The sequence below is a fragment of the Neobacillus niacini NBRC 15566 genome, assembly GCF_001591505.1.
Classification (GTDB): Bacteria; Bacillota; Bacilli; order Bacillales; family Cytobacillaceae; genus Neobacillus; species Neobacillus niacini.
In genome coordinates this window covers 125,518-133,930 of record NZ_BCVA01000011.1, presented here as the reverse complement: position 1 = coordinate 133,930, position 8,413 = coordinate 125,518, and the positions used below count along the sequence as shown (strand labels likewise).

Annotated in this window: 6 protein-coding genes; all 6 read left to right on the top strand. The window is 38.4% G+C overall.

Annotation, left to right across the window (positions count from 1 at the left end; translation table 11 throughout):
* The first annotated feature begins 337 nt into the window (after nt 1-337).
* The 6 genes from BANA01_RS11800 to BANA01_RS11775 all read left to right on the top strand — a co-directional run bounded on the left by BANA01_RS11800 (nt 338) and on the right by BANA01_RS11775 (nt 8,339).
* Nucleotides 338-1,741, top strand: a complete 1,404-nt coding sequence (locus BANA01_RS11800) for an amidohydrolase (RefSeq protein WP_034673631.1) — start codon at nt 338-340, stop codon at nt 1,739-1,741.
* Nucleotides 1,742-2,090: 349 nt separating this feature from the next.
* Nucleotides 2,091-2,981: an oxamate carbamoyltransferase subunit AllH family protein gene (locus BANA01_RS11795; protein ID WP_034673633.1), complete on the top strand. Its 891-nt coding sequence runs from the start codon at nt 2,091-2,093 to the stop codon at nt 2,979-2,981.
* Nucleotides 2,975-4,522, top strand: a complete 1,548-nt coding sequence (gene fdrA / locus BANA01_RS11790; protein ID WP_034673635.1) for an acyl-CoA synthetase FdrA — start codon at nt 2,975-2,977, stop codon at nt 4,520-4,522. The genes BANA01_RS11795 and fdrA overlap by 7 nt, the downstream gene beginning before the upstream one ends.
* Nucleotides 4,523-4,524: 2 nt before the next feature.
* Complete coding sequence (locus BANA01_RS11785) at nt 4,525-5,952, top strand: YlbE family protein (RefSeq protein ID WP_034673637.1); 1,428 nt, start codon at nt 4,525-4,527, stop codon at nt 5,950-5,952.
* 373 nt (nt 5,953-6,325) lie between these two features.
* Entirely contained in the window at nt 6,326-7,870 is a 1,545-nt protein-coding gene (locus tag BANA01_RS11780; protein WP_034673619.1) for a hypothetical protein, read from the top strand.
* Between the two features lie 19 nt (nt 7,871-7,889).
* Entirely contained in the window at nt 7,890-8,339 is a 450-nt protein-coding gene (locus tag BANA01_RS11775) for a nucleoside deaminase (protein WP_034673621.1), read from the top strand.
* The last annotated feature ends 74 nt before the right edge of the window (nt 8,340-8,413 follow it).

Below are 8,413 nucleotides of genomic sequence, written 5' to 3'. Positions count from 1 at the left end.
GGTGCTGCAGTGACCGAAGCCTGGCAATTAAAGAAGTTTGGGTCAATGCAGATGTACTGGAGTGACCCAAGCCTGATATGCTATTGTTTTCCTCTTATTTTACTATCATACTTTTTTAAAAAAACTAAGGAATAGCTGATTTAATATCTAAAAAGAGATTATTTCAAAATTTATTCACAAAAATTTGTATGAAATAACTAAATATTTTGGGAATTTTCAGTTGCTCTATCCAATGACTTCAATTATTTTCCTACCTAGAATAATGATTGAAAGCGCCTAAAATACACTTGTAATTATAGGCCTTTTGATATCTCAACACTAGTTAGGAGGAGTTTAGATGGTTAAGGTAAATGATGGATTTTCTCGCAGAAAGTTTCTTAGTAATGCAGGAAAAATTGGCGGAGCCTCTGCTGTTCTTGGCGTTACAGGCACGATGGATTTATTTTTACCAGAAGAGAACACAGCGAATGCAGCGGAGGTCAGCGTGAATAACAAAAAGCCAGGGAAAAATAGCCAATATATGCTATTGAATGTCCGTTTAGAAAATGGTTATAAATATGAAAATGGTCTGGTTGTTGCGACGGAAACTGTATTACGTAACCTCCAAATTACCAATGGAAAGATTAACAAGATACTAGATACTACAGCTACATATAATAAAAATTTAGATTGTTATGATGCCAAAGGCATGCTATTACTCCCTTCTTTTAGAGATATGCATATTCATTTAGATAAGACCTATTATGGCGGTCCTTGGAGAGCAGCCCATCTAAGAAAAAACGGTATTTTTGATATGATTGAATTAGAACAGACACTGTTATTGGAGCTTCTGCCAACTGCTCAGGAGCGTGCAGAGAAATTAATTGAGCTAATCCTCAGTTATGGTTCAACATACGTTAGAAGCCACTGCAATATTGATCAGGTCGTGGGGTTAAAGAATCTCGAGAATCTAAAAAAAGCATTAGTGAACTACTCCGATAAAATATCACATGAAATCGTTGCCTTCCCTCAGCATGGTTTACTTCGTTCAAATGTAGAAGGTTTGATCCGTGACGCAATGCAGCTTGGAGTTACCCATGTTGGCGGGCTAGATCCAACCCTGGTTGATGGGAACATGGAAAAATCATTGAATACGATGGTCCAAATTGCTGCCGACTATAAAGCAGGAATTGATATCCACCTCCATGAAGGTGGAGAAACTGGAATAAAAGCGATTAGGCTATTGGCTGATCTAACAGAACAAGCTGGACTACAAGGCAAAGTGACGGTGAGCCATGCATTCTCATTAGCGTCGTTACCAGCTGGAGAGGATGAGGAGATGGCAAGCCTCCTAGCCTCTCAGGGAATATCCATCGCGTCATCCGTCCCAATCGGAAAGGGGGTTATGCCAATTCCGCTGCTCCAGCAGAAAGGGGTTAAAGTACTTCTGGGTAATGATAGTATTACCGATCAATGGGATCCATTCGGAATTGGAGATACCTTGCAGAAAGCTCATCTTGCTGCACAGCTTTACGGATGGAAACACGAATACACCCTATCCCGTGCCCTTTCCCTGGCTACTGGAGGCATTACACCTTTAGATGAGTCCGGTAAGCAAATATGGCCAAAGGTTGGAGACGTAGCAAATGCTGTTCTAGTTCCTGCAAGCTGTTCTGCAGAAACAGTTGCCCGTCTGCCTAAGCGTGCTGCCGTCCTGCATAAAGGCGTTCTCGCATCAGGCTCTCTTGAAGCTGTACATTAAATCAAAATTAATGGATATCGTCGCGAAATTATTTAAACATAGGAAAATTCACTAAATAACAGGAGTAAAGATGTAGGAGGGACTCTTACATCTTCTTTTTATGGGTGTAATTATTTGGAATTAAAACTTGGCTTACTTGGAGCCAGCCCTTAGACATAATTTAAACACAATCCATTGTACGATTTGCACAATTGAAAGCATAGCTTTTTGGATTTTTTAAACGATGACGGTATTATGCATATTGTCTAAAATAAGCATGTAAGCCAGATAGCTTATATCTCTTTAAAAGGAGGTTCGATCTGCTTAAAAATTTTATAGGATTGATTCTTGATTTTTTGGGGTGTTACTCATGATTAATGCAATTTCTGGTGATTCAGATTTTATAAAGGAAATGAATAACTCATTATTCACTGGTTTTGTGCATAGTACATTCAATCGGACATTAAATATTAAATGCTTTGAAAGTGGAGATTTATTTACCATTGCATGCAGAAAACTTGATAACGGTCCCAATACTTTAATCGTTAATGTTGATAATATGAAGTCCGGAAAAATTGAAGTTAATGATCGGGTTCGTGTTGTAAAAAACCTCTTGTTTATAGGCGATAAGCTAACTATTTCAATGGATCAAATCAATGAATGGGAAGGTGTGTTACCATCCTATCCATCTAATGAAGAAATCCTGAAACGAAATGTAAAGAAAATGAAGGATTATATTAACCTTCACGGTGTAGGCGGAGGAATGAAAAAAAAAATAATAACCGAAAATCCTTTTGAAGCAGAAGTCTCAAATATGCTCGAGAAACGAACTTATTTCCTTATGAATGAATTAGTAGCGAATCGAATTTCTTCTGCCCTGCCACATGCAGTTTCTCTTGTAGGTCTTGGGCCAGGGTTAACGCCTTCAGGGGATGATTTTTTAACTGGCTTATTTACTATTCTTAATATGAAAAACAGTCCTTTATATCCTAACAAAAAATTAATTTGCGAAGAGGTTTTAAGGAAAGCAAAAACTTTGACGAATGACATTAGTTACATGACTTTGAAAAAAGCAGCCATTGGTAAAGTGAGAGAGTCTTTAATTACATTACTTAATTCGTTATTAATTGAGGATGATGAAGACTTAATTCTCTCTTTAAATAAATTATTAAACATAGGTTCTTCATCCGGAACAGATATAGCGTATGGCATTGTTTTTGGAATGGAGGCCACTATTAGAGCAGGAGGTAAAGTATGTTAGTACAAGCTTTGATTAAGCCAAACACATATTTCGATTCAGTATCTTTAATGTCGCTATCCACTAAAGCGAATCAAATTGAAGAAGTAGAACAGGCCATTATAGCAATGGGTACTGAAATGAATAAAGAGGTAATGAAGAATGTCGGGTTAATGACACCTGAAGTAGAGACAGCGGGTGCAAGTGATTTAATTATTGTTGTAAAAGCAACAACTGACGAATTGTGCGAAACCGCTTTCGAAAGAATAAATGAGTTATTTACAAAAAAGAATTCGGGTAAAAAAGGAAAAAATGATATTAAGTATTCTACTATTTCTTCTGCAGCAGGAAGTAACCCGGAAGCAAATTTAGCCATTATTGCAGTTAATGGTGCTTATGCGGCTAGAGAAGCAAAAAAGGCACTCGAAAATGATTTACATGTCATGATGTTTAGTGACAATGTAAGCGTTGAAGATGAAATTGAATTAAAAAAATTAGCTCATGAAAAAGGATTATTGATGATGGGGCCTGACTGTGGAACAGCGATTATCGGCAACACAGCCCTTTGCTTCGCCAACGCAGTAAGAAAAGGTAATATTGGGATTGTTGGGGCATCAGGAACTGGCAGCCAAGAGGTAAGCGTGCGCATTCACGAATTTGGCTATGGGATTTCTCAATTGATTGGAACAGGCGGCAGAGATTTAAAAGAAGAAGTTGGCGGGATTATGATGCTTGATGGTATTCAGGCTCTTGAAGACGATGAAGAGACAAAAGTCATTGTCGTTGTTTCCAAACCACCTGCACCAAGTGTGGAAGAAAAAGTATTAGCGAAAATTAAAACATGTAAAAAACCAGTTGTCGTTTGGTTTATTGGCGGAAACGAAGAAAAAATTACTGAAGCTGGTGCACATTTTGCCAAAATGTCTAAAGAGGCAGCACTGAAAGCAGTGTTATTAGCTGGGGCAGACGAAAGCAAGTTAAATAAACGTGCATTAAACATTCCGCTTATAGAAGAGGTTCGGACAAAGTTAACTCCTGAACAGAAATATATTCGTGGACTTTTCAGCGGTGGTACACTGGCGGATGAAGCGATGCATGCAGCAATGGAGAAATTTGATAATGTCTACAGCAATATTCAAAGAAATCCAGAGTATCGTTTAAAAGACCGTTACACAAGCCAAGACCATACATTCATCGACTTTGGTGATGATGAATATACACAAGGAAAACCGCACCCCATGATTGATCCATCCACACGTCTTGAAAGATTTATTCAAGAGGCAAAAGATCCATCGGTCGGTGTTATCGTGATGGACTTTGTGATAGGTTATGGAGCACATGAAGATCCAGTTGGTGCTTTCCTTCCTGCGATCATAGAAGCGAAACAACAGGCTGAGCAAGAAGGAAGACATTTGGAGATAATCGGATATGTACTTGGGACAGAATTAGATCCACAAGATTATGAAGAACAGATTAATAAATTATTAGCTGCTGAAGTAACACATGCAAGCAGTATGCAAAATGCAGGATTATTGGCGAGAGAATTCGTTGTGAAGGGAGAATAGGCATGAGTAGAATTAGCGATTTATTTAAAAGTAGACCACATGTTATTAACGTAGGAATTGAGTCCTTTAAAGATGATTTATTACAACAAGGCTCTGAAGTTATTCATTTAGAATGGACACCGCCAGGCAGAGGAAACCCAGCATTAATTGCTGCACTTGATAAGTTTGAAAATCCTGCAATCTTGGAGAAAATTGAAGAAGCAAACAAATTAGCAGTGGAAAGAATTATTAATTCTCAACCAGTGTTAATTGGATATGATCAAGCTATTAATTGCGTACCAGGTATGACAAAAACGACCATTCTTCATGCAGGTCCTCCTATTACTTGGGATAAAATGAATGGTCCTATGAAAGGTGCCGTTACTGGGGCAATCGTATTTGAAGGGTTAGCGAAGGATGTTGAAGAGGCGGCTAAACTAGCGGCATCTGGCGAAATCACTTTTTCACCATGTCACGAACACAATTGTGTAGGATCCATGGCAGGTGTTACATCTGCCTCCATGTTTATGCATATTGTTGAAAACAAAACATATGGCAATATTGCTTATACAAACTTAAGTGAACAATTAGCTAAAATCCTTCGCATGGGAGCGAATGACCAAAGTGTTATTGATCGATTAATATGGATGCGTGATGTTTTTGGTCCTATTTTACGTGATGCTATGAGATTAAACCCTAATGGAATTGACTTACGTTTAATGCTTGCACAAGCACTTCATATGGGTGATGAGTGTCATAACCGAAATGTTGCGGGTACAACATTATTAATTCAAGCTTTAACTCCGTATATTTTAGAAACTGATTATACAATCCAACAGAAGAAGGAAGTATTTGAATTCGTTGCGAGCAGTGATTACTTCTCTGGTCCTACTTGGATGGCAATGGCGAAATGTGCGCTTGATGCTGCTCACGGCATTGAAAATAGTACAGTCGTTACAACTATGGCACGAAATGGTGTTGAATTCGGTATCCGTGTCAGCGGAATGCCTGGAAACACTTGGTTTACAGGTCCTGCACAAAAAGTTATCGGTCCAATGTTTGCAGGGTATAAGCCAGAGGATTCTGGACTTGATATCGGAGACAGCGCGATTACTGAAACTTATGGTTTCGGTGGATTTGCAATGGCAACCGCTCCGGCAATCGTTGCATTAGTTGGCGGAACACCAGACGATGCTATTGGCTATACAACAAAAATGAAGGAAATTACGACAACAGAGAATCCTAACGTGACAATTCCAGTACTTGATTTCGCGGGACTACCGACTGGTATTGACGTTCGCAAGGTTATCCAAACAGGTATTATGCCAGTTATTAATACAGCAATTGCTCATAAAGACGCTGGAATCGGAATGATCGGTGCAGGAATTACCTATCCTCCAGTTGAAGCCTTTGAAAAAGCAATGTTAGCTTTAAGTGAAAATATTCAATAATATTCAAATTCAATAAAAAAAGCCCAGCTAGATTTAATCTGCTGGGCTTTTTTTAAACAATAATTTCACCGTCTTCATGTTATTCAATTCATATTTATATGACATATTTTGTACAAAGTTTATTGTATAACGTGCCTAAATGATTACCTACTATTTTGGTTTAGGTAGCCAATGACCGAGAAAGGGTTTCCATATAAAATTCTAGATGTAACCGGTTAACCATTATGAGTATTACGATTCTGCTTTATAAAAATTTACCTAAGACAGGATGAAGTTTCTTTTAAAGGGAGGCAATAGCAGACGAATAGTTAAGAATGTAACTTGCAATAATTTTTTTATCCAACAAACTAATTCATATTAGAGGTGAAATGTAATGGCTCAGACAGTTAAATTTTGGAAAAAAGGGGACTTTGCTGCTTCCTTCGGTTTGTTCGTTAATGTTTTGACAGACTTTTTGGTAATGATCTCATTATTAATTGGTGTAGTGGGTATGCCAAAAGAGTTTGTTTTTAAACAAATTGTCCCTGGCTTTGGACTTGCTGTATTGCTATCTGGAATTGTATTTGCTTATTTTGCTTATAAATTAGCTCAGAAAACAGGCAGAACCGATGTTACTGCACTGCCATCAGGCTCTAGTTCGCCTGGTATATTTCTTATCGTATTTGTGATTATGCTTCCACTGTATCATCAAACACAGGATGCTGCTTTCACAACAACAGTTGCTATCCTTTGGGGTTTTGTTGAGTCTGGAATTTTGTTCCTAGGAGCATTCCTTGGTGAAACAATTCGAAAGATTGTACCAAGAACTGTCTTGCTGGCAGCTTTGGCAGGTTTGGCATTTGTATTCTTGGGCATGAACCCAATGCTGCAATCCTTTGAAATGCCTGTAGTAGCATTTGTTGCATTAATAATCATTTTCATGAACTGGTTAAGTAAACATCCAATATTAAAGAAAATACCTACTGGCTTATTATTGATCGTAGTTGGAACTGCCATTGCTTGGATAGCTGGGTATCAAAACCCTGCTGATGTTACGGAAGCTCTAAAATCATTCGGCTTTAATCCCCCAATGTTGCATTTAACTGGGTTTGCCGACAGTTTTAACGCTGCTTTACCATATTTATTAACGGCTGTACCTTTAGGGTTAGCAAACTACATTTTTAACTTGGAAAACGTAGAAGCTGCTGCTGTTAGTGGAGATGAATACAAAACTCGAGATGTTATGCTTACAAACGGTTTTTGTACTTTAATAGGCAACCTTTGTGGTAACCCATTCCCAGTAACTGTATATGTGGGTCATGCTGGCTGGAAAGAAGTTGGTGCAGGTTTAGGTTATTCTATTGCTAGCTCTGCAGCCATTTTCTTAATATCAATTTTCAGTCTTATGGGTCTGTTGCTTGCTGTAGTCCCAATTGCTGCTATTGTTCCGATGCTCGTATTTATTGCGATTGTAACAGGGCATCAGGTTGTCAAAGAAAGTCCAAAATTTGAAGCTCCGGCAATCTTTGTATGCTTCTTCCCATGGGTTGCTAACTGGGCACTTGTTGCGGTTAATAATGCACTTTCAGCTGCTGGTGTGTCTGTGGGCGAGGCTGCCAATCAAGTATCTTCACTAGCTCTGCACAATGCTGGACTTTTCTACGATGGCTTGGTTGCTCTAGGTAATGGTGCTCCTATTTCAAGTGTTCTTTGGGGTTGTATAGCTGTATTTACCATCCGTAACACGCCAATTGGAGGCATTATTGCTGCAGTGCTTGGAGCCGTTTTAACTTTCGTTGGTGCCATTCATACAACCACAATCGGATTTGCACAAGCAACTGCAATGCCTTTCGTTTGGGGATATTTACTAATTGCTGCATTCTTAGCGTATAAACTCTATGTAAATAAGAAGGATAATATTGGTCCTGTTACTGAGTAAAAATAGGAGGAATTTTGATATGGATTATATGAAATTAGCTGCAGATGCAACACTTGTTGGTATGGCAAACAAAGTTGGTGGACCATTCGGTGCTACAATCGTGCGCGGTGATGAAATTATCGCTGTAGTAAGCAACACCATGATGAGAGATACTGACCCATCTGCTCATGCTGAAATGGTTGCTATTCGTGAAGCTTGTAAAAAGTTAGGAACAATGGATTTATCAGATTGTGTGATCTATGCAACTTGTGAGCCGTGTCCAATGTGTGTATCTGCCATTATTTGGACAGGGATTAAAGAGGTATATTACTGTAATACGAGTGAAGACGCTGATAAACATGGCTTCTCTGACATGCATTTACGTAAGTATTTAACAGGGGAAGATAAGAGTGTTCTCAAAATGGTTAAAGTAGAGCAAAGAGAAGATTGTGATCATTTGTTTGAGTTTTTTCATAAATCTAATAAATAACATATATCACCCATTCAATATATACAAACTTAAATTAAAATGCCCAGCTAAGATTTTTAATCTGCTGGGCATTT